Annotated in this window: 16 protein-coding genes and 1 pseudogene; 7 read left to right on the top strand and 10 right to left on the bottom strand. The window is 43.2% G+C overall.

The features are described from left to right. Positions 1 to 240 precede the first annotated feature (240 nt). The 4 genes from N7E81_RS07900 to N7E81_RS07885 all read right to left on the bottom strand — a co-directional run bounded on the left by N7E81_RS07900 (position 241) and on the right by N7E81_RS07885 (position 4,903). Positions 241 to 1,323, bottom strand: coding sequence for a helix-turn-helix domain-containing protein (locus tag N7E81_RS07900; RefSeq protein WP_263052749.1), 1,083 nt, complete (start codon positions 1,321 to 1,323; stop codon positions 241 to 243). Positions 1,324 to 1,432: 109 nt separating this feature from the next. Continuing rightward, entirely contained in the window at positions 1,433 to 2,380 is a 948-nt protein-coding gene (locus N7E81_RS07895; protein WP_263052748.1) for a nucleoside hydrolase, read from the bottom strand. Between the two features lie 4 nt (positions 2,381 to 2,384). Then, a complete protein-coding gene (locus tag N7E81_RS07890) occupies positions 2,385 to 3,893 on the bottom strand; it encodes a sulfatase family protein (RefSeq protein ID WP_263052747.1) in 1,509 nt (502 codons plus the stop codon). Positions 3,894 to 3,985: 92 nt separating this feature from the next. Then, on the bottom strand, positions 3,986 to 4,903 hold the full coding sequence (locus N7E81_RS07885) for a carboxylesterase family protein (RefSeq protein ID WP_263052746.1): 918 nt from the start codon (positions 4,901 to 4,903) through the stop codon (positions 3,986 to 3,988). 160 nt (positions 4,904 to 5,063) lie between these two features. On the opposite strand from N7E81_RS07885, the gene N7E81_RS07880 reads away from it, so the two are divergent. From N7E81_RS07880 to lpcA, 3 genes are read left to right on the top strand one after another with little or no spacing between them, the layout of a single operon-like run. Next, positions 5,064 to 6,020, top strand: coding sequence for a glycoside hydrolase family 43 protein (locus tag N7E81_RS07880; RefSeq protein WP_263052745.1), 957 nt, complete (start codon positions 5,064 to 5,066; stop codon positions 6,018 to 6,020). Between the two features lie 4 nt (positions 6,021 to 6,024). Continuing rightward, positions 6,025 to 6,948, top strand: a complete 924-nt coding sequence (locus N7E81_RS07875) for an ROK family protein (protein ID WP_263052744.1) — start codon at positions 6,025 to 6,027, stop codon at positions 6,946 to 6,948. Positions 6,949 to 6,954: 6 nt separating this feature from the next. Further along, on the top strand, positions 6,955 to 7,545 hold the full coding sequence (gene lpcA, locus N7E81_RS07870) for a D-sedoheptulose 7-phosphate isomerase (protein ID WP_263052743.1): 591 nt from the start codon (positions 6,955 to 6,957) through the stop codon (positions 7,543 to 7,545). 4 nt (positions 7,546 to 7,549) lie between these two features. Here the strand turns inward: lpcA and N7E81_RS07865 are convergent, their stop codons facing one another. Continuing rightward, complete coding sequence (locus N7E81_RS07865) at positions 7,550 to 8,422, bottom strand: AraC family transcriptional regulator (RefSeq protein WP_263052742.1); 873 nt, start codon at positions 8,420 to 8,422, stop codon at positions 7,550 to 7,552. A 112-nt stretch (positions 8,423 to 8,534) separates the two neighbouring features. Here N7E81_RS07865 and N7E81_RS07860 point away from each other — a divergent pair, with 112 nt between their 5' ends. The 3 genes and pseudogenes from N7E81_RS07860 to N7E81_RS07845 all read left to right on the top strand — a co-directional run bounded on the left by N7E81_RS07860 (position 8,535) and on the right by N7E81_RS07845 (position 11,193). After that, on the top strand, positions 8,535 to 9,353 hold the full coding sequence (locus N7E81_RS07860) for a hypothetical protein (protein ID WP_263052741.1): 819 nt from the start codon (positions 8,535 to 8,537) through the stop codon (positions 9,351 to 9,353). Positions 9,354 to 9,355: 2 nt separating this feature from the next. Continuing rightward, a pseudogene (locus N7E81_RS19495) lies at positions 9,356 to 10,164 on the top strand (phytanoyl-CoA dioxygenase family protein). Positions 10,165 to 10,167: 3 nt separating this feature from the next. After that, the gene (locus N7E81_RS07845; RefSeq protein WP_263052739.1) at positions 10,168 to 11,193 is read left to right on the top strand and encodes an L-rhamnose/proton symporter RhaT; all 1,026 of its coding nucleotides are present in this window, start codon (positions 10,168 to 10,170) and stop codon (positions 11,191 to 11,193) included. A gap of 46 nt (positions 11,194 to 11,239) precedes the next feature. On the opposite strand, the gene N7E81_RS07840 is transcribed toward N7E81_RS07845, so the two are convergent. The 5 genes from N7E81_RS07840 to N7E81_RS07820 all read right to left on the bottom strand — a co-directional run bounded on the left by N7E81_RS07840 (position 11,240) and on the right by N7E81_RS07820 (position 18,989). Further along, on the bottom strand, positions 11,240 to 12,388 hold the full coding sequence (locus N7E81_RS07840; RefSeq protein WP_263052738.1) for an alpha-hydroxy acid oxidase: 1,149 nt from the start codon (positions 12,386 to 12,388) through the stop codon (positions 11,240 to 11,242). A gap of 41 nt (positions 12,389 to 12,429) precedes the next feature. Further along, a complete protein-coding gene (locus N7E81_RS07835; RefSeq protein WP_263052737.1) occupies positions 12,430 to 13,827 on the bottom strand; it encodes an FGGY family carbohydrate kinase in 1,398 nt (465 codons plus the stop codon). Continuing rightward, complete coding sequence (locus N7E81_RS07830) at positions 13,828 to 15,105, bottom strand: sugar isomerase (RefSeq protein WP_263052736.1); 1,278 nt, start codon at positions 15,103 to 15,105, stop codon at positions 13,828 to 13,830. Between the two features lie 149 nt (positions 15,106 to 15,254). Beyond that, positions 15,255 to 17,378 carry a bifunctional aldolase/short-chain dehydrogenase gene (locus N7E81_RS07825; RefSeq protein WP_263052735.1) on the bottom strand — a complete coding sequence of 708 codons (2,124 nt, stop codon included), beginning with the start codon at positions 17,376 to 17,378 and terminating at the stop codon, positions 15,255 to 15,257. A 39-nt stretch (positions 17,379 to 17,417) separates the two neighbouring features. Continuing rightward, on the bottom strand, positions 17,418 to 18,989 hold the full coding sequence (locus N7E81_RS07820) for an arylsulfatase (protein WP_263052734.1): 1,572 nt from the start codon (positions 18,987 to 18,989) through the stop codon (positions 17,418 to 17,420). Positions 18,990 to 19,390: 401 nt separating this feature from the next. Between N7E81_RS07820 and N7E81_RS07815 the strand changes: the two genes are divergently transcribed. After that, complete coding sequence (locus N7E81_RS07815) at positions 19,391 to 21,562, top strand: Ig-like domain-containing protein (RefSeq protein ID WP_263052733.1); 2,172 nt, start codon at positions 19,391 to 19,393, stop codon at positions 21,560 to 21,562. The last annotated feature ends 42 nt before the right edge of the window (positions 21,563 to 21,604 follow it).

The following is a 21,604-nucleotide window of genomic DNA, read 5'->3' as shown; positions in this document are numbered from 1 at the left end:
AAAGACTTTTTTTGGCTTTGTATCAACTTACAATGTAAACCATGGATGTGCTGATTCGGTGAGCGTTTGCAAAGGCTCAGTCGGAATTTAGGCAAAGCAGTGAAAAATTTATTTTTTGAATTATTTTCAATGAAACAGGGCAATACTTAACAAAACACACAGCATATTCTGAAATAACTAATCAGATGACCGATTCTTAATTTTGAATTTGCAAATCCATAGAGTACAAATTCAAACTTTTCAGTCCATTTCTGACTTGCGCATTTGCGCTTGTATTTTTTTAGGTGTTTGACCAGCTATTTTTCTGAAATTTTTGTAAAACACAGATTCCGAATTGTACCCACATTTGATAGCGATAGCTAGCATTTTTTCATCGTTTTTAAGAAGCATTTCCTTGGCCAATTCTACTCTCGATTCATTGATATAATCCCAAAAAGATTTACCATAACCCTCGTTGATAATCCGAGATAGTATATAAGGCTGTACTTCAAGCATTTTGGCTAGCTTCTCTTTACTCAAGTCTGGTTGGACAAATACCTGAGATTCTTTCATGAGCTTTTCTAGGTTACTAATCGTGTCTTTATGGTCTTCAATGAAAGCAGGATGATGGGTACTAGAACGATCATCGCCAATGATAGATTCTCTTTTGAAAATAAGAAAAATTGTGACGTATATCATGTATGAATTACTTCCTATGAAAACCAAATCTTTCAGAAACAACGTTTCATAATACCATTCGAATTTCATGGTATAAACTGGAATATATAAAGCAGCTATTATCGCATTTATACCTTTGATCATCAAGAAGATAAGTAATGGCTTGATGAGTACATTGAATTTTGCGTATGTCTGATTTTTGAGCAAATACATAGCATAAGCAAAGTACGCAAGCAAGGAGATCGCACATGCTATTAGCCATGCTATATTCGCATCAGTACCTACCCAATCATTGAATTTTAATGGGTAATACGGTATAACAAAGTCAACAAAATAATGGATCAAAAAAATAAGTGCTGGTATAAAGTGTAGCCAAGACTTCAAACCGATCAATGGTTTTTTCAAATTCTTTAAAAGTGCTAGAAAGACAATAGGCCCATATAAGAGGTTGGCACACTCATATGTAAACATGTACAAGGTAAGCTTATAGGCCGATGCACTATGAGAATACATGTATTGAAAAAATGTCTCAACGGCCGCGAGCAAGAAAAAAATCACATAAAGCTTAGATGCATATAGCCTATGGTTTAATAAAATGGCCAATGCAATCATAAGCCCTTGCAATATGGCCCATATATAAAGGCTCTGACTTATTATTTCAAGCATGGTTGGTTAGTTTTATTGTATCAGTACTGGTCTTAGTACGCTGTAATTTTCCCTAACCCTACTCTATTTCAACCTTTCTCTATTACTGCTGTATATGTTACTAAATGGTTTATTTGGCTTTGCCAAATTCATCATCAAGGTATTTCCAAAAATCAGCTCGCATAGCTTCTACGTCTATTTGGGTGTACACATTCACAAATTTTCTTTTATTCTCTGGTGGTGCTGGACACTTTTCTAAAGTTGCTAATTCTGGCTTTTGAATCGCTATAATTAAAGCCAAATCCCACATCACGCGGCTTTCTGCGGCATTGATTTTAGTCCAAATATCTCCGAGCAAATCGGTGACTGGGTCATCATAGGCGTACAGCCTTTTCAGCGTAGGCGTTTTCAAAAAAGTGTATGGTCTGGCCGTGGTGATGGACATAACAGTGAGCTCAAGGTCTTGATTGTTGAGCAGGACGTCGAATGCGCTCAAGTCATTTCTGATGTTGAATTCACTTTTGTTCCATACCTGTGTAGACGGTTCATATCTTGCGCCCAGCAAATAGGCGTCTATGTTTTTAGCAATGGAGGGGTCAGTTTCAATAGCAGCGGCCAAATTGGTAGAAGCACCAATACAAATTACTCCAAGCTTATTATCAGGTGAAGCTTTTTTGGCTTCTGCCACTATCATATCTACCGCAGGTGATGGCGGCACTGGCGCAGAAGGATAATAACCCCATGCGTAGCCAATCGAACGATTGCAACCTAATGGGTGCGGCAAATCAAGCCTGCCCATTTTAGTCAACAATTCTTCATTATAGGCTTGTGATATCCCGACTGTGTTGAAGTCCGTCACTGGATTTTCGTTCCACACACTGTCCATAAACATATGGGTGGTATTGTAGTGCGCTGAGTTGAGCGCAATGATGTTCATATCTGGATCCAGAAGTGCTCGCACGATCGCATAGAAATCATCCATTTCATTGCCGGTATCAGCATCCAGGATGTATTTTTTGTTTTGTGCTTGAGCACCCAATAGCAAGCATATCAATGGTAAAAACAGGAACTTTCTCATTTGGCTAGTTATTCAATATTTGTGTGGATTTTCTGTACTCATCTAAGCGAGCTTTTAAATCGTTTACTATTTCTGGATGACTCAAATATCTATCCACTTGCTCCGCAGGGTCTTTTTCCAAATTATATAATTGACCCGACGGCTGGCCTTCTTGTGGCTCCACCAATCTAGGCTTTGAAAAACCTCCAGAACCTATAATGTCTATGTATTTCCATGGACCCGACTGGATAGCAAATGATCCAATTTGCGAATGATAAACCGCCTCGGTTCGTGGCTCAAATTCAGCACCAACCAACAAAGGATAGAAACTATGGCTATCTTCTACTTCGCTAGGCAATTCATCTCCTACTACATCGGTCAGCGTGGCCATAATATCTGACAACAGTACCAAATCGCCTGAAGTCCCCGAGATAATGTGATCTGGCCAAGACACGATGAGTGGCACGCGGTGCCCACCTTCGTACAAGTCTCCTTTTTGTCCTCGTAGTATCCCATTAGGGAGATGTCCGTTGCCTCCATACGCTTCGATCCCGTGCAAGGCTGCCCCATTGTCTGAGGTGAAGATGACGATGGTGTTATCCAATTCGCCAGCTGCTTTGAGCTGTCCCAGCACCTCGCCTACAGACCAGTCCACCATAGAAAGAAAGTCACCATATTTTCCGGCATTAGATGTTCCTCTAAACTGCTCTTCTGGAAGCCAGGGTGTATGAGGCGCTGTCAGAGCCATGTACATAAAAAATGGTTTTTCATCTTTGGAAATAAAAGCCTTGGCTGCGTCCACGATCGAGCGAAAGACTTGTTTAGGCTCGAATCCTGGCGTAGCTATACCGGCCCGCCAAAAGTCCTTATCATAGGATGCCACATGCTCAGATGCTTCGAGCGAATCGCTGAGCGGCAGGGTAAATTGCCCTTGATCTATCATGCCATAAGGAGGAATATCCAGCGATGCGCTGATTCCATAAAACTGATCAAAACCAATCTGCTTTTGCCATCCTGCCTGGCCTAGTGGTTGCTCCACCAATACATCGGCTGGTTTTGCTAGCAACTGATGATAAATACTATCGGCCGTGCGTTCCTTATAATCTGACTGCGGGTTCAATTGCCATGGCAATCCCAAATGCCACTTGCCCACATGTGCGGTGCGGTAGCCATTGTTTTGAAACAATTTTCCCAAGGTATGCCTGTCGTCCTCGATCAATGGCAGGTCGTAGCCAAAGAGCACACCGCTTTTCAACTTTGATCTCCAAGAATATCTGCCCGTAAGCAACGCATAGCGTGAGGGTGTGCAGACCGAAGAGTTGGTATGTGCGTTGGTAAACGAATAGCCTGATCGAGCCAAACTATCGAGCACCGGGGTATAAATCTGCCCCTCCGTCTGATGACTGGAAATATCCCCATAACCCAGATCGTCAGCCAATATCACAATGACATTGGGCTTCGATGATGGAGGTGAGGAAGTGATAGAGGTACAAGATGCCAAAAAGCATAGCAGGTATAAAAACTGATATTTCATATAATTTTATTAAAACTTGAAAGTAGCCATTTTTTATACCGTGATGCTTCGATTTAGAAAATCGAAAGAGATAATAGAATATTCGGAGTGTGCTACTTTCGGTGCGACAGTAGCCAATCATAGATATCCTGGCCGGCATATACTCTCTTCCAAACATCGTGACCCATGTCTGCCTCGATGGTAAATCTCGCCATGTGCCCAAGCCGCTCGAGCTCATTAAGTCCGGGATAAAAATACTGCTTTTGTATCACCAGATCGCGGCCACCGGCATAGCACCAGATGGGCATGCGATGCTCCGCCAGGGGCTTCATCAATTCCTTGTGTCCCCAGCCTACGATCGGGTTGATCGCTGCAAATCGATCGGGGTGCTTGCTCCCCAAATACCAGGTACCAAAGCCGCCATAGCTCAACCCACTCAGATAGACTCGACTTTTGTCTGTCTTGTAATTTTTCAAAGTCTGATCCAGCATATCAATTAAATCTTGTTCTACGGTTTCCCATCCTACAACTGGCCCATAGGATTCATAAGGATAGTTTTCATCCGCCGGCCGTCCGCTCATGTGTACGGTAGTGGCAAAGTCTGCTTCACGCTCAGGCACACCAGTTGCCAGTCTTTTGAGGTAGTTTTCTGGACTCCTATTTTTCAAATAGCCGATCACAGAGTCTCTTCCGTGCATGTGTAGCTGTGGACCAATGATGATAAAAGGCAGATCTCTCTTTTGTACCCAAGCCTCATATATAGGACCATGTGCCAAGGTATAATCCAGCTCGTTTTTTCCGTTTCCTCGCTCTCCATTGCCATGTAAAAAGAGCATGACGGGCCACTTCGTGGTGTCATCTTCGTGATAGCCTTTAGGTAGATATACAAAGTATTCGCGATCACTTTGATCGAAGGTACTTTGGTAGGGCACTCTGACTAGTTGCGCTTCGGCATGGTCATCATTTGGTGCCTGACACCCACCGCTTAGGGTGAATAATACGGCTAACGCTACAATAGTTAATCTCGACATGAGCATTTGATAATTGAGGTTTTTAAAACTTTAAACTTAGTACACTTGGCCGAATTAGAACTAACGATATGTGCTGATTAATAAAACCGAAGTAACAAAGGCATCGAAAAAATGACAATGCTGACAGCAAGGGATAATTTTCTGTTTTTAAATAATAACAATGAAAAAACTTATACTCCCTCTGGTTGTTTGGTGTGCTTTGGTAGCGTGCAACAACCAACAACAAAAGTCTGATGTCACACTTACCTATCAAAACCCGATCATCGAAACGTATTCGGCCGACCCGTATGTCTTGTATGACAATGGATATTATTACCTAATCACCTCTCACAAGGCCGAGGATGGTGATTTTTTACCCCTCTACAAATCTAAGAATCTATCCGAATGGGAATTTGTACGAGGAGCTGTCACTCAAGGAGACACAACCGACTGGAATTTTAAAAACTTCTGGGCACCTGAAATCATTAAAATAGAAGATGTCTATTATTTATACTATACCGCTTCTCCAAAAGACTCTCCCCGCAATCAATATAATCGTGTAGGGCTGGCCACAGCCAAAAACATTGAAGGGCCATATACCGATCATGGTGTAGTGATACAGCATGGCTCTATCGACGGCCACCCATTTATCGACAAGGATGGTCAGATGTACATGTACTTCACCGTGGAGCAGCTCAACAGCAAAGGACTGCAACAAGGCCAAATCTATGTGCACAAAATGAAAGACCCATATACCACCGATGGCGAACCCATTCGACTGATGGATCACTTTGGTTGGCAAGAAGGCGCATTTATAGTGCCTCACAACGACGAATACTGGATGACCTATAGCGTCGGGGCCTGGAAAAACAATACTTACCACATCCGTTTGGCCAAGGCACCATCACCCACTGGCCCGTTTAGTCTAATAGAAAAACCCTTGATGGTATCTAATGATATAGTATATGGGCCAGGCCACAATTCCGTGTTTTATGACCATAAGAAAAACCCGTGGTTGGTCTATCACGCTTGGGATACCGCATATACATCACGAACGACCAGACTTGATCCCTTGTACTGGGAAAATGATACGTTGAAAGCAAATGAACCAACTACCCAGCCTACAACCATAAATTAAAAATATGAAAGCCATTTGCGGTATAGATTTAGGAGGCACTAAAATTGAAGGTGTACTTCTACAAATTAATGCTAATACATACCAGGTTCTTGATCGACAAAGAGTCCCAACTGAAAAAGAAAAAGGCTACGATCATATCATTGATCAGATCAAACAGTTGATAGAAAATCTTGAATCTACAAACAATTATAAAATCGAAACTTTGGGTATTGGCACACCAGGTACACTGGATCCAACGACTCAAAAAATTAAAAATAGCAATACCACCTGCCTCAATGGCAAGCCCTTGAAAAAAGATTTGGAAAAAGCACTGAATGTGCCAATTCAAATGGCTAATGATGCCAACTGCTTTGCATTGGCTGAAGCCACTTTAGGTATTGTACCAAATCAGATACAAGATCCAAAGATCGTATTTGGGGTCATCTTAGGCACTGGCGTGGGTGGTGGATTGGTAGTCGATGGGCAGGTCATATCAGGGAGACAAGGCATATGCGGTGAATGGGGGCACAATTTTTTGGACAATGCGGGCTATGAATGCTTCTGTGGTCAAAAAGGATGTGTAGAAACCATCATATCTGGTACTGCCCTTGAAAAATACTATGCCGAACAAAGTGGCGGTTTCAAAAAACTCAAAGACATCCTCGCTCTTCATCTTGCCGGAACCGATCCACTAGCAACTGCAACAATCAAAAGATTGCTTCAATACTTTGGTAAAGCCATCGCACAGATCATCAACCTGATCGACCCAGAAGCTATTGTATTAGGAGGAGGTGTAGGCAATATTGATTTGCTCTATACCGAGGGAATTGAGCAAGTGAAAAAATATGTGTTTAATGATCGATTAGATACAAAAATTCTAAAACCCAAACTAGGTGATAGCGCAGGTGTATTTGGCGCTGCTATGCTAGTCTACCCTACTAAAACCTAAATAACTATGAGCCCCCATAAAGCACTCATCAAAGCCGAGTTCTCTCAAGCACAGCAAGTACTCAATGTCTTCGTTTCAGACGAGAACAATTTTGCGCAAATAGAAGCCGCAGCGCAGACCATAGCCTCTGCGCTGCTTGCGGGTGGAAAAGTACTCTCTTGTGGCAATGGCGGGTCACATTGTGATGCCATGCACTTTGCAGAAGAACTGTCCGGCAGATACCGTGAAAACAGGCCCGCCTACGCTGCCATGGCCATCTCCGATCCCAGTCATATCTCCTGTGTAGGCAATGATTTTGGTTATGAGTATATCTTTTCCAGGTTTATAGAAGGGATGGGCAAAAGTGGAGATGTGGTAGTCGGCCTTAGTACCAGCGGCACTTCCAAATCTGTGGTAAGGGCCTTCGAAGCCGCCAAACAAAAAGGCATGAAAACGATCTTGCTATCCGGTAAAACCGGACGAGACTTAGCCGCTTTAGCCGATGTGAAAATCCTAGTGCCTCACGAAGGCTTTGCCGACAGAATACAGGAAATACACATCAAGTGCATCCATAGTATCATATTGATCGTGGAGCAGCTCATGGCAGAGCAGCAGTAGCCTCTCATCTGGTTCTAAATTCTGATGGGCTCATGCCCTGCTTTTGTTTGAACTGTCGACAGAAGTAAGCTTCAGATTCGAAGCCCGATTGAAAGGCTATTTCTTTTACCGTCAATTGAGTCTTGATGAGCAATTCTGAAGCTCGCCTAATATTGATATGAATGCGATATTGGGCCGGTGCATAGCCCGTGTATTGTTTAAACATTTTTCTAAACCAAGAGTAGCTTACTTCCAAAGATTGAGCCAACTGGCTCACGTCCAATGGATCATGAGGGGCCAGCTCTTGAATTTTGACTCTGGCCATTTTGATAATTTCTTCCATCCTAGAACCATGGCTGCCCTCTTCATTGCCCTGGAGATATACCTCTCCCAGCAGCGCAATGAGCAATCCAGATGCTTTCACCTGGTAGCCGATAGATTCTTCTAAAAGCAATGCTCTCAGCTGATCCAGTAATTCGGGATATTTAGAGTCATCAGCCAGTTTGATAGATGGACGAGCACCGAAAAACTTATAGTTGGCCAGCAGCATGTCCACGTAGCTACCCTTCACTCCCAGCCAATGCTCCGTCCAACCTTGCCTCGGCATGGGGCGATAGCGGTGCCAGATACCCGGGTACAATACCATGACTGTACCCGCTTCTATCGTGATCAATTCCTCCGACCCAAATTGCGCCTCTCCACTCCCTGCGCTCACATACACCAAAAACAAGTGATCTAACCTACGACCGCGCGCCCAGAAATGATGGGTGTCTTTGAAATGGGACCTGAGCGGATAATGTTCCATCGGCGGAACAGTCAATTCACCAAAGCTAAAAACTGACAGTCCCCACTTCTTGGAATTAGGTGTTTCAGGGAAATTTCTTATTAAAATATCCATAGATCATTTTGTATAATACTAGATACAAATTATACAATAATACAATCTGAATAAGGATATATAATTGTAATTGAAATATCAATTATAAATCATATTATACAATCCTACATCATTGAACAAGCGCACATCACTCAGTTATTGGATCAGTTTGGGCAATTTGAAAGATCTTAAAAAATCTTGTAATCTGGCCCTTCTGCCCTGGGAGCAGCGATTGATGTACATAAAGGAGCAAGGATTTGAAGGAGTAGCGGGCATTCATGAAGAAATCGACACCAGACTGTTTGAAACTCTAGGACTGCAATACGCCAGCGGCGTATCTTTTTTGCATCCGGCAGCGGGTCTAGATGCACTCCGCAAGTCTGTCGACTTGGGCGTAGCTTCCATTTCGGTACACCTCGGACACGGCCTAGAGCCCGAAAATGAAATAGATCGATGGATAGAGATGATTTATGAGTTTACCGAACTTCACCACACCGCTATATATCTAGAAACACATCGCGGCACTTGTACACAAGACATCAGATCTTGCATAGCATTAGCAAAAAGACACCCCTATATCCAATGGACTGGAGATTTTAGTCATTGGTACAACGGTCTCCTACTCGGCCAGTATTTTGATCAAAAAATCAGCTATTTAAGTCCAATATTCAAGCGTACCCATATGCTGCACGGCCGGGTAGCTTCCGACGGTTGTATTCAGCCTCCGATGAATCAAATTTCAGCACAAACCTGGGCACATTACCAAGCGCTCTGGCAAGAAACACTTACTCAATCAGAAGCGCCAATCATCCCTATCGTCATCGAATTGCTGAGCCATAAAATAGGCTATGACCCTGGAGTTTGGCAGGCAGGATCTCCCATAGACGACCTGGCAGATCGCTGGCAGGATGCCCTATATCTCAAACAAAAACTTAATCATTGGTTTCAATAAAAATGAACACACAACTAACAAAACAACAAATCGACAGCTATCAATCTGATGGCTTTATCGTAATCGAAGATTTCTTAAACACCGAAGAGCTCGCTCGATGGCGCGAGGCCGTAGATGAGGCCGCACAAAATCGCAACGGGCAAGCGCTGCCCGATCGCAAAGAAGTAGAAGAAGGAGCAGATCGCACATTCGTAAACAAGGTCTTTGATCAGCTGATCAATCTCTGGCAAGACCATCCGAAAATGAAGGAGCTCATGGTAGACGAGCGCATCGGCCGTATGGCTTGTGAACTGGCTCAGGTGGATGGCATCAGAATATGGCATGACCAGGCGCTGATCAAACAACCCTGGGCAACCCCAGCACCTTGCACACGGACAATCCTTATTGGTCGTTCCATCATCCGGAAGCCATCACCATATGGGTGGCGCTCGACGATGCCACACCGCACAATGGCTGCCTTCATTTCCTTAAAGGATCGCATCGAATGACCAACTACGAGCCCGCAGGGTTTTCGGCAGATATGGACGAGATTTTTGTAAAATACCCACATCTCAAAACACTGGAGGCAGTCCCCGCACCAATGAAAGCCGGCAGCTGCTCTTTTCACAACGGCCTAACGATACATGGCGCCAATGCCAACCTCACCCCGTATGCCAGACGAGCCATGACTTGCGCCTTTATGCCTGACGGAGCCGTATTCAACGGCAATAAAAATGTACTGACAGACGAACAGTTCGCCAAGCTAAGACCTGGAGATTTGCTAAATGATGAGGTTCAAAACCCATTATTGTATTCACTAGTCAAAGCTTAAATCATGGGAGCGATCATTGGCATATGCTTGCACGCCGTAGGTGGCTTGTGCGCAGGGAGCTTCTACACTCCTATAAAAAAGATAGAAACCTGGGCTTGGGAAAGTAGCTGGCTAGTCATGGGCTTTTTCGCTTGGCTGATTGTGCCGTGGCTCATGGCGAGTATTACGGTCACAGATTTGATGCACACCTTATTATCCTCACCCTCATCAGCCATTGGCTGGACATTTTTCTTCGGATTTGTATGGGGTGCCGGCGGCCCTATTTTCAACCTGACCATGCGGTATCTGGGTGTTTCGCTGGGTATGACGGTATCTCTAGGAAGTGGTGCTGCGTTTGGGACGCTCATTCCTCCCCTGGTTTCGGGCCAATTTGGTGAGCTGCTACACACTACTGCTGGACAGATTACCTTCGGTGGCGTAATGGTTTGTCTGATTGGTATTGCACTGGCAGGCTATGCCGGACACCAGCGAGACCTGGCTCGCCAGCAGGACGACTCATCCAGCGAGAAATTTAATACTGGAAAAGGCATCCTCATCACATTTCTGTCAGGACCTATCGGTGCGTGCTTCGCTTACGGTCTCGCAGCTGGCAAACCCATCGCCGATGCCGCCATGGCGCAAGGCACGCCTACGCTTTGGCAAAACAATGCTGTACTCACAGTCCTCCTACTAGGCGGGCTTTCGAGCAACTTTATCCTATGTGTGTACAACAATTACAAAAAGAAGACGGCAGGAGATTACCTTAAAAATGACGGGCAGCAGAGAAAAAACTACCTTCTGGCTTCGCTGGGTGGATCTATCTGGTATCTGCAGTTTATGTTTTATGGTATGGGTTCATCGTTTTTAGAAGAACGTTTTCACTTCGCCAGCTGGACCGTTCACATGTCATTCATCATCCTTTTCGGCAATCTTTGGGGACTATATTTCAAAGAATGGAAAGGTGTGAAAAGCTCTACCGTACAGACGCTGATTTTTGGCTTATTGATTTTGGCTGCTTCTACTATTCTTATCGCTTGGGGTAGCAGTTGATACATGAATTTCATTTGGTTTGCACATAGCTGCAGGCCAAATGAAATTATTTGATTAAGTGATTTGGGAAATCCTTGGTCTCTTCACAGCAAACCTGCTCCATCACTTGCTGCAACTCGGTCTTGATCAAGCCGATCGTGTGATCGCCACCTTGAGTACCCAGCGCAGCTACGCCGTACATAAACGACCTGCCCATAAAAGTAAATTCTGCTCCTGCTGCCAGGGTACGTGCCACATCTGGACCAGAGCGCAAACCACTGTCCATCATGATTTTAATCTGTCCTTTGTACTTCTCAACGATGCTTTTTAGCGGTGTAATAGTGGACTGACCAGCATCAAGCTGACGCCCCCCGTGATTGGATACTATGATGCCATCCAACCCCAGCTTGATGGCCTTTTCTGTGTCGGCTTCGCTAGCCACTCCTTTGAGTACAATTTTCCCTTTCCAGCGATCACGAATAGGTGCTATTTTCTCCTCATTGAGCCTACCATTAAACGTTTGGTTCATAAATAAACCCAATTGTTTCAAATCCAGTCCTTTAGGCATGTAGGGTTTTAAAGTCTCAAAACTCGGCTGACCATGATAAAGGGTCTTAAGTGCCCACTCAGGTCGACCCATGATTTGAATCATGTTTTTTACAGACATTTTGGGAGGCATAGCCAATCCATTTCGGATGTCTCGCGGGCGGATACCAAAAGTAGGCACATCGCATAGCAGTACCAATACATCATTGCCAGCTGCCTCGGCTCTATCTAGTATATCATCTCTCAGGCTGTTTTCGGCTGGGTGATAAAGTTGAAACCAGTTGCGACCCTCTGTAATCTCTGCGATGCGCTCGATACTGCTCGTAGACACGGTGCTAAGGACAAAAGGAATGTTGTGCTTGAAAGCTGCCTTCGCCAAGATCTCTGGTGCATTGGGCCACATCAAGCCTTGCAACCCTACTGGTGCAATACCAAATGGTGCATCGTAGGTATGTCCAAACAACTCCGTTTTCATTTCTGATTTCGTGTGTTTGCTCAAGTAATAAGGCAACAATTCCACCTCTCGGATTTCTCTGGTGTTTTTATCTAGATTCACATCTTCATTGCACCCACCATCCAAATATTCGAAGGCAAAACGAGGTATCTTTTGCTGTGCACGCTTGCGCAAATCGTCGATCGAAGGGTAGTTGGTATTAAATTTTTGCTTCATGACTGCTGAAGAGTGTAACTGAAATATTTTAAAAAAATCGATTATTGATTAACCAACGTTGCTGTTGGCAAATGACGTTTGATACTATAGTTTTCTTTCATAAAGTTATCTGGAAGATAATTATCATTGACAAGCATGGCTGCGCCGAGTGCACTTCCAAGCGAAAAGGAGGTGGAGTATAATTCGAACGCTTGCAGCTTATTGGCTAGCATCTGTGTAAAAAGCTCATTGGCTCCAAAGCCTCCATCGATATAAATCTGACTAATGCTTGACTGGCCTATGGCCAATTGGAGCGATTCGACCTGTAAATCTGTGAGCTCATCAAGCAATTCGTGATAAGCCTCTTCAAAGCTCTCGAATAAGGAATAGTCGGTAGATTCTGGACAACTATAGCCGAACCTTTCTACACCTAATCCACCCAATGCAAACAGCAATTGCTTGGCGTTGGTACGCTTCGACTTAAAGTTAGAATGGTATGCGATGGATTTATAGATGTGATATTCTACCCCAAATGCCTCACCCATTTTCATGGCTTGCTGTCGGAGTTCGTTTCCTAAAAATAATCTTGCCGCCCGTACATTTTTACCATCAGTACTCATAAAATTGAGGCAATCTTTCTCTATTTCGTCTATAGTCAACTCAGCCTGATTGAAATAATTCATACAAATGCTCCAGGTTCCTGTAGAAATCAAAACAAAAGAATCGGCAATGCCTTTTATATAAGGCAACAAAGCTGCAGAGCTATCATGTACACCCGTTCCTACTTTAAATTGCGCACCACGGTAGTTTATCATCGACACACTATCCGATGGCAGTACAGGCACCAAAAAATCCGACATCCCTTCCTCCTTCAACCATTGATGGTATTGGTGGCTATCGTAATCCCAAAACATGGTGTGACAACCCATACTGGTATAATCAGCTGTCATTTTCTGAGTAAATATATAGCTCAGGTACTGTGGGAAGTGTAAGCTTTTTTGAATCTTATTGAAAATCTCTGGTTTTTTGTTTTTGATGTAATACAGCTGAAGTGCGGAGTTTAGCATACCCAAAAAAGGGCTTGCTGTAGTCTTACATAATTCTTTTTCACTTCCATAATCTTTCAAGAAAGCTGCTCGAAGGTACGTATCAAAAGGCTTGAGATAACTATAAAAATCTCCTACTTGGTTTCCATCTTGATCTAGGTGAACCAAAGAAGCCCCATAAGTAGAAAAGTTTACTCCCAGAATCTCATATTGATCCTCTAGGAGTAAGTCATTGATGCATTTTTTTATCCATTTGACCAGATCAGACAAGCTTTCCATCTGAAAGCCTTCCTGATCTGTGAGTTCGTCAAATCGTATATAGTTGTTGTGTATTTCACGGTAATTTTCATCGAAAAGAAAAAATTTCTTGTTCGTCTTTCCAATGTCGAATATCGCAGTTACCCTCGTTTTCATTTATAAACCAGTCGCGAGAGTGTACTTGCCTCGCTCATCTACGAGTGCCTTTCTGATATCCAGTTGACGGTAGGTTTCCAATGGACTCCATGCCGCTCCTCCTTTGATACGAGCCTCTGCTACGATAACTCTTACATCTGTGCGATAAGCGTCTTGTAATATTTCTTGTGCCCTAGCAATATCATTAGCCTCTTGAGCATCTGCCAGTGCTTTTCTATCCACGATGAGTGCTTGGGCATATGCAATCATAATAGCCTCTACTGCCTGCAGTAAATCTTCCATAGGATCTTTAAGGTTGTGACTCGCATCTATCATCCAAGACAAATCAGGGTTGTCCGTGTTATCCATCCCATCGACCAGTTCATTAAAAATCAAAAACAACTGGTAAGGCTTGAGTGAACCAGACGTGACGTCGTCGTCTCCATACTTGCTATCGTTGAAGTGAAATCCTCCAAGTTTGCTTCTCATCATCAATATGGCCACTATCTGTTCGATATTGGTATTGGGTAAATGGTGGCCAAGGTCTACCAAGCTCAAAGCTTTGTCTCCTAGCTCTTGCGCCATCATATGAGAAGTCCCCCAGTCAGGAATAGCCATAGAGTAGAAATTAGGCTCGTATGGTTTATATTCTACCAATAGATTCCAATCGGCTGGCAATTCAGCATAAATTTGCTTGAGTGAATCCAATGTATTTTCAAATGATTTTCTAAAGTTGGCCTGCCCAGGAAAACAAGTTCCATCTGCCAACCAAACGGTAAGTGCTTTAGCGCCTAGATTGGTTCCATGATTGATCACCTCAATGTTATGAGCGATCGCCTGATCTCTCACTTCTTTATTGACATGCATCAATGACCCATATTTGTAAGACAATGCCTGTCCCTTCTGATCTTGAAAGGTATTAGAGTTTACTGCATCGAATTTCACATCCATTTCTTTAGCCAAAGAGCAAATGGCATCTACGTCAGAAGGCACATCCCATGGAATATGCAAACTGATGGCTCCACTGGATTGATTCAATGCATGCAACAAGCCTACATCTTCTATTTTGGACTCCAGCGAAGTAGGTTCGCCAGGCCCTGAAAATCGACCAAACCTAGTACCACCTGTACCTAGCGCCCAACTAGGAATAGCGATTTGAAATTTTATGAGTTTATTAATGACACTATCCGCATCTATACCTTTGTTGTATAATTTTTCTATGAGGCGCCCTGCATCTTCTTTATGCTGTGGCAAATGTGCCTTATTGAGTTCCGCTATTCTGTTTTTATCTAATCTCATTGCTGTATTTAAAAGAGGGTGTCCTAATTATTCCCTTGTGTTGTTGTTGCTGTCATGCTCATTTGAATCAATTATAACTGATTCCTTTTCTGCTCATGACTTGATTTGAAAATCAGGAGTAAGTAGAGACACCCTCCAATCACTAAAATTTATCTAACAAAAGCCGCTGCCACGCCACCATCTACATTGAGAATGTTGCCCGTGCTCTTCGATAATGATCCATCTACGAATGTCAAGGCTGCTTTTGCCATATCCTCTCCTTCCAAGATCGCATTGAGTAAGGTACGCTTGGCATAAAAAGCTGGTAGTTCTTCTACTGTGATACCGTAGGCTTTGGCTCTACCTTCTGCCCATCCACCTGCCCAGATGTTACTACCTTTGATCACCGCATCAGGGTTCACTGTGTTCACTCTGATTTTGTCTCCACCGAGCTCCGCAGCCAATAGTCTGGTCATGTGTGCTTGAGCGGCCTTAGCCGAACCATAACCCAAGTTGTTAGGCCCTGCTACAATCGCATTTTTCGAAACTATATTCACGATGTCTCCACCCAAATCTCCACCACCTAAGTTTTGTGCTCTGATGATCTCCACACCAGCTTGAGAAGCTGCAAATGTTCCTTTCACCAAGATATCGTACAACAAATCCCAATCCTTCTCAGTAGTGGCTTCTAGGGACTTAGAGGTTGCGATACCTGCATTGTTCACGATAATATCTACCCCTCCGAATTCCAAAGCTGCCTTTTTGAAAGCTACCTTGATCGATTCTATCGATGTCACATCCATAACTGCCCAAGTAGCAGTATCTCTTTTGAATGACTGATGTGCTTCTTTTACTCGTTCTTCGTCGATGTCTGTGATGACGACACAAGCACCATTCTCCACGAACTTTTTAGCGATTTCTAAGCCTATACCTCCGCCTGAGCCAGAGATCAAAGCCACCTTGCGTGACAAAGATTGCTCCTTAGGCATACGCTGCAACTTCGCTTCTTCTAACAACCAGTACTCTATATCGAATGCTTCTTGCAAAGGCAAAGCCACGTATTCTGAAACTGCCTCAGCACCTTTCATGACATTGATCGCATTGATGTAAAATTCGTTTGCTACTCTAGCGGTCTGTTTGTTCTTTGCAAACGAGAACATACCTACACCTGGCCAAATGATAACTACAGGATTGTTGTCTCTGATCGCCGGAGAATTGTCTCTTTTACAATCTTCGTAGTACTTGTTGTAGTACGCTCTATAGGCTTCCCATTGTCCTTTGATCTTTTCTACTATTGTAGCAGCATCGGATACATCGGCATCTTTGGGCAGCTCCAATACTAGGGGACAGATTTTGGTTCTGAGGAAGTGATCTGGGCAGCTAGTACCCAATTGAGCCAATCGCTCTAAATCGTTGCTATTGGCAAATTCCAACACTCTATCGTCGTCGCTGAAATGCCCTACCATTCTCTGGTTAGAAGAACAAAGTCCTCTTAAGATTGGAGCAATAGCAGAAGCTTGAGCCTGTCGAGCATCAGCGGCCAAAGACTCGACTTTTTGGCCGCCGAATACTGGACCTTTTTTACCATAGTTAGCTTCCAAATAAGCAGAAGCTTTTTCGATCGACTCTAGCGAGTTGATATAGCACTCATATGAAGTATCGCCCCAAGTAAACAACCCGTGTCCTCCGAGATACAACCCTTTCATGTTAGGATTTTTGGTAATGGCTTCTTCTAACTGAAGAGACAAATCAAAACCAGGCTTTTGCCAAGGAATCCAAGCGAAGTCATCCCCATATATTTCTTTCATGATCGCCTCGCCATCCTTTGATGCGGCAATGGCAATCGCTGCATCTGGATGCAAATGATCGATATGCTTATAAGGCAATAAGGCGTGTAATGGCGTGTCGATCGATGGTGCTTTTGAATCCAAATCATAAATACAGTGATTGAATAGACCTACCATCTCATCTTCGTGCTCGATACCACGATATACGTTTTTTAAAGCTCTAAGCTTATCCACATAGAGGCCGGCACACCCACCTTTGGTCAAGGTTCCGATATCTCCACCAGACCCTTTCACATACATAATTTCTGTTTCTTCTTTGGTCAATGGATCTGGGAGATTCAATTTGACGCTCGTATTACCCCCACCATAATTGGTAATTCGCAAATCTGCTCCTAAGATGTTTGAACGATAGATAAATAAGGCAATCTCATCACCAGCCAAGGCGGCGGCTTTGGCATCGTCCCATAGATAATCGACGTACTTAAATGAAGTTGTTACTTTAGACATTTTGTTGACTCTTTATTCTAGTTTTTATGATAGTTTTTCTTAATAATAGATTTGTAATCGAGCCTGTTTTGGTTCGGCTCGCAAAACTGAATCCCACGGCAACACCCCCACACGGTCTGCCCATAATTTCCATTTGGTTTTCATCTCTGCTAGCTGATGGGGGTTGGCTTCCGCCAAGTTTTTACTTTCTGTAGGGTCTGTAGACAAGTCATAGAGTTCTTCTACATAAGCAGGATAGGCACTCACCCATTTCCAATCGCCTATTCGAGCGGCTTTATTCCCTTCATGCTCCCAGAAAAGTCCTTCGTGTGCGTCTCTAGTTTTCTTGCTGAAGATCGGTAATAATGATTTTCCTTCGAGTGCTTGAATTTGATTCCCATTATATGTGGTAGGATATTTCGAGGCTGTCAATTCAAGGATAGTAGTCATCACATCGATAATATGTGCTGGTTGATTATCGATTCTAGGCTCCTTAATCAAATTGGGATAATGAACAATAAATGGTGTTCGAATTCCCCCTTCATTTCCCCAATGTTTAAACATTCGATAAGGAGTGTTGGACACATTAGCCCAAGGCAACTTGTAGCAACCAAAAGAACCCTGTTTTCCTAGCTGAATCGTACTGTCGCCCCACGAATAATCCTCTCTCGTACCACCGTTGTCGGACAGGAAAATAATGACCGTATTGTCTAGTTCGCCAATAGTTTCAAGCTGCTTCACCAGATCCCCAATCCCTCTATCCATTGTTTCTATCTGCGCTGCGTATATCGACATCCTCAAATCATAATCATCCTTTTCTTCTTCAGACAGTTCATCCCAATCAGGCACTTTTTCATCTGGTTGAGAGATAGGATAATCCTCTGGAATAATTCCTTGTGCTTTCATCTTCTCAAACCTTGCCTGACGTACCGCCTCGAATCCTTTTTTATAAGTACCTCTATACTTGGCGATATCTTCGTCTCTGGCCTGCAATGGAAAATGTGGTGCTACATGAGCCAAGTAAAGAAAAAACGGCTCTTCTTCTTTGGCTAAGTCGGTCACGAATTCAGCACCAAATTCGTTGATTGCTTCAGTAGAGTAGTAGTCAGACCCTGGGTTTTCGATCACGCTGTCGCCATACATCAAAACCTGATCTCCTGGGAATGGAAAAAAGTAAGCACCTCCATGATGAGGAAAGCCATAAAACTTATCAAATCCTTTTTGAGTTGGCCAGTAGGCCTCGTCATTACCTACATGCCATTTTCCAGACATGGCTGTATTGTATCCATTGGTTTTCAATGCCTGAGCAATGGTCACTGCACTGTTAGTAATCACGCCACCATATCCTGGTACCTTACAGTCCTCTTGCATAAACCCCATATTGGCTTGGTGCGGATATAATCCTGTGAGTAGAGAAGCTCTGGTCGGGCAACATCTTGACGCATTGTAAAACTGCGTCATCCGTAAACCATTGTTAGCCAATTGGTCTAAGGCTGGAGTTTTGATTTCTGAACCGTAGCTACCCAAATCTGAATAGCCCATGTCATCTGCCAAGATTAAAATCACATTCGGCCTTTCCTGCTGAGTAGTCTGCGTTTTGGCACAGCCCATACAAGCAAGAAAAACTAACATTCCAATTCTAGTAATCCGCATTTTAATAAATCAGGTTTAAAGTAATGCCAAGTGAAACGAGCGCCTCTTAGGCCATTTAAGAAAACAAAAATGACCTTTTAGGACACCACTTGCTTCCTGATTTATAATTCCAAAGTTGAAAAATCCCTACATAAAATTCACACATTCATTGAAAATCAGCCTCAAATCGAAGGATAAGACCTTTGTATTCTAAATCTCCTGTTGCTTGGGTACATATCATCCAGCTTCGGATCCCATCCGATATACAGGTGCCAGAAAACTCTTCGCCAAACGGCAAATCTTCTGTTTTCTAAATCAGAAGAACAACTCAAAAAGGATCATAAATAAGACAAAAAGGAAGATATACATTTATGAAAATAGAATTTTAAACTTTTTATCGTATGGACTACAAATACAATATTACAACAACACACGTAGGCAAGCTGGCCTTAGCCTGCCTCGTCTTTTTAGGCTCGTTTGCTGCACTGGCAGATGATCCTGCTTGCCCTGAGAAACCAAACTTGGTACAAGCTGGATTTTATCCAGACAATAATGACCCCAACATCATAGGAATATGGCCTTGGGCATTAACTCAAAACAATGGAGCAACTGGTACATTAGAAGCTGAGGAAGCATACGTTGGCAATTTGACTACAACAGTCTTGAATACGGGTACTCCTGCACTGGACGATATTTTAGCAAGACAATCATTTACGGGTCTCAAGAAAAACACCCTCTATGAAGTCACTATTCAGGCTACAGCTCCAACAGGAAGTGAATTCAAAGTGAACATCGCAAAATTCTTTGGAAACTATTGGCCTGTAGCTAATGGTTCGCAGGCCACTTTCACCGCTGCTGATGACGCCGAGCATGAATATAGCTATCAATTCACTACAGATGATCAGATATTTAACGGCATGCCGGCTTGGGCAACCGAAGAAACAGCATCATTTAGAATAGATGTTTCGTTCGGAACTACGGTAGGATCTCTAATATTTCATTCTCCAGAAGTAAGAGAGGTTTCTAACGATTGTATCGCACCAACAGCGGTATCTATTAGCAACTGTCCATCTGAAGACTTATACCTAGGTGCTCCACTCGACTTGCAAGTATCATTCGAGCCCGAAAATACTGATGCAACTGACATTACTTGGACCAGTAGTGACAACACGGTAGTAAAAGTAGAAAATGGAGCACTCGTAATCGTAGCAGCAGGAGACGCAACAATTACAGCTACTACATTCAATAACCTCACCGCTACTTGTTCTGTAACCGTTCTTAATGAAAATGTAGAAACATGTACACATCCTGAAATCGTTTTAGACGGCGGATTTGATGTTGATGCGAGCCATTGGGAGTATTACAGAAAACCTGAAACTGCTGCTGCAGGTACCATGTCCCTAGAAACGACTGCAGGCATGACGGGCAATGCACTTAAAGTAGAAGTAACTGGGGTTAACGATCCCGCAAATGAAAGTGATCATCAGCTAAAGCAAAGAATGTCTGTATTGTATAGTGGATACGACTACACGCTCAAGTTTAAAGCAAAAGCAGATGCTGAGAGAAGTATTAAAGTCAAAGTAATACCAAATCAAGCTCCATGGCCTGGGTCATTAGACGAATCAATTGATTTGACTACTACGACTCAAGATTTTGAGTTTAATTTCACCTACTCTTTGGCAGACAGACGATCTGTTTCTATAGACTTTTTCCTTGGTCAAGTCTTGCAGACCGTATGGATAGATGACGTATCTCTAATCGCTACGTCTGGTGACTGTTATAAGGCTACGAGTATAAACATCTTAGATTGTCCTGACAGCAACATCGACATCTTAGATGAAGCTCAGTTAGGCGTAATAGTAGGTCCAGAATATGCAACCTATAATACCGCCCAATGGAGTACTTCGGACAACTCAATCGCTACTGTGAATGGTAATGGACTTGTAACTGGAGTCATAGGAGGAACGGTTGATATAGTAGCCACTTCTACTTACTATAGTGATCTGCAAGGTACTTGCAGTGTAACAGTTAACCCAAAAGCAGTAGAAACAATATCTGTAGCTGGCTGTAGCTTAGATGAAAAAGAAGCTGGTGACAAGGTGACACTATCATACTTTGTAGAACCTAGTGACGCAGGTGATTTGACTGCTACTTGGTCTTCGTCTGACGAAACTATCGCTACAGTAAATGAGTCTGGCGTAGTCACATTCGTAGGCAATGGCGAAGTTACGATCACTGCTACCTCTAACCAAGATGCAACTAAAACAGCGTCATGTACAATGACAGCTGAAGGTGGCGAACTCGTGACTGCTGTAGGTGGATCACAAATCAAAGGTTTATCGATATACCCTAATCCGCTTACAGGATCTGAAGCATTGACTATTCTATCAGACAGTAAATCTCCGATGGCTGTGACTGTGATGGAACTGAACGGAAAAGTGGTTTATTCTCAGAAATTTGACACGAATGAAAATGCAGTAATCTCAAGAAAAAGATTCGGTCATGCTGGGTTGTACCTAGTCAGAATCGAAAACAACTTGGGCAGCACTGTCAGGAAAGTACAAGTTGACTAATTCTTTAGTCTAACTGTACCATACACATGACTATACAAAACC

It is taken from the genome of Reichenbachiella carrageenanivorans (assembly GCF_025639805.1).
Lineage (GTDB): Bacteria > Bacteroidota > Bacteroidia > Cytophagales > Cyclobacteriaceae > Reichenbachiella > Reichenbachiella carrageenanivorans.
The sequence above is the reverse complement of the archived record's forward strand: the minus strand, read 5'-3'. Positions and strand labels throughout refer to the sequence as shown.

What these genes read in the sequence shown, in the direction of transcription:
- N7E81_RS07900 (WP_263052749.1), bottom strand. Translation starts at nt 1,323, where the DNA reads ATGCTTGAAATAATAAGTCAGAGCCTTTATATATGGGCCATATTGCAA.
- N7E81_RS07895 (WP_263052748.1), bottom strand. Translation starts at nt 2,380, where the DNA reads ATGAGAAAGTTCCTGTTTTTACCATTGATATGCTTGCTATTGGGTGCT.
- N7E81_RS07890 (WP_263052747.1), bottom strand. Translation starts at nt 3,893, where the DNA reads ATGAAATATCAGTTTTTATACCTGCTATGCTTTTTGGCATCTTGTACC.
- N7E81_RS07885 (WP_263052746.1), bottom strand. Translation starts at nt 4,903, where the DNA reads ATGTCGAGATTAACTATTGTAGCGTTAGCCGTATTATTCACCCTAAGC.
- N7E81_RS07880 (WP_263052745.1), top strand. Translation starts at nt 5,064, where the DNA reads ATGAAAAAACTTATACTCCCTCTGGTTGTTTGGTGTGCTTTGGTAGCG.
- N7E81_RS07875 (WP_263052744.1), top strand. Translation starts at nt 6,025, where the DNA reads ATGAAAGCCATTTGCGGTATAGATTTAGGAGGCACTAAAATTGAAGGT.
- lpcA (WP_263052743.1), top strand. Translation starts at nt 6,955, where the DNA reads ATGAGCCCCCATAAAGCACTCATCAAAGCCGAGTTCTCTCAAGCACAG.
- N7E81_RS07865 (WP_263052742.1), bottom strand. Translation starts at nt 8,422, where the DNA reads ATGGATATTTTAATAAGAAATTTCCCTGAAACACCTAATTCCAAGAAG.
- N7E81_RS07845 (WP_263052739.1), top strand. Translation starts at nt 10,168, where the DNA reads ATGGGAGCGATCATTGGCATATGCTTGCACGCCGTAGGTGGCTTGTGC.
- N7E81_RS07840 (WP_263052738.1), bottom strand. Translation starts at nt 12,388, where the DNA reads ATGAAGCAAAAATTTAATACCAACTACCCTTCGATCGACGATTTGCGC.
- N7E81_RS07835 (WP_263052737.1), bottom strand. Translation starts at nt 13,827, where the DNA reads ATGAAAACGAGGGTAACTGCGATATTCGACATTGGAAAGACGAACAAG.
- N7E81_RS07830 (WP_263052736.1), bottom strand. Translation starts at nt 15,105, where the DNA reads ATGAGATTAGATAAAAACAGAATAGCGGAACTCAATAAGGCACATTTG.
- N7E81_RS07825 (WP_263052735.1), bottom strand. Translation starts at nt 17,378, where the DNA reads ATGTCTAAAGTAACAACTTCATTTAAGTACGTCGATTATCTATGGGAC.
- N7E81_RS07820 (WP_263052734.1), bottom strand. Translation starts at nt 18,989, where the DNA reads ATGTTAGTTTTTCTTGCTTGTATGGGCTGTGCCAAAACGCAGACTACT.
- N7E81_RS07815 (WP_263052733.1), top strand. Translation starts at nt 19,391, where the DNA reads ATGGACTACAAATACAATATTACAACAACACACGTAGGCAAGCTGGCC.